Source organism: Vibrio sp. 10N.222.52.B7, from assembly GCF_041474275.1.
GTDB classification, from domain to species: Bacteria; Pseudomonadota; Gammaproteobacteria; order Enterobacterales; family Vibrionaceae; genus Vibrio; species Vibrio crassostreae_C.
Genome location: NZ_JBFRTU010000546.1, coordinates 1 through 392, shown reverse-complemented (window position 1 = coordinate 392; position 392 = coordinate 1). Strand labels below are relative to the sequence as shown.

The window sequence follows — 392 nt, the reverse complement described above, 5'->3', positions numbered from 1 at the left end:
ACCCAACTTGTCGGCTAATTGACAGACCGTGAACTGCGTTTCTAGTTGAGACATGATCATCATCTCTTCACCGTTCATGTGCATGATCATTTCACGCATTTCGATTGGCCAATCACTAGGAAGGAAACGTAGGCGCGTTAATTCACGGATATGCCAGTCAGTCAGTTCGTAGTAGCTCTCTGAATCCAGAATATCTTTGTTCCAGATCTTAGCTTCTGCATCAGGATCTCCATTTGCAGCTTGAGTAAGGTATGCATGCTCTTCTTCGTAGTGACTAAACAGTTCGTTGTAACGTTCGACTTGATCGATAGCCACAGTCTCGACCTCAATTTGGTTATCAGGGCGAATATTCAACAGCTTATAGGCTGGAATATAGCCCGCTAACGATGGCG

General features: G+C 44.9%; 1 pseudogene. It reads right to left on the bottom strand.

The features are described from left to right. Positions 1–392, bottom strand: a pseudogene (locus AB4512_RS24125) (metallophosphoesterase); the annotation flags it as partial.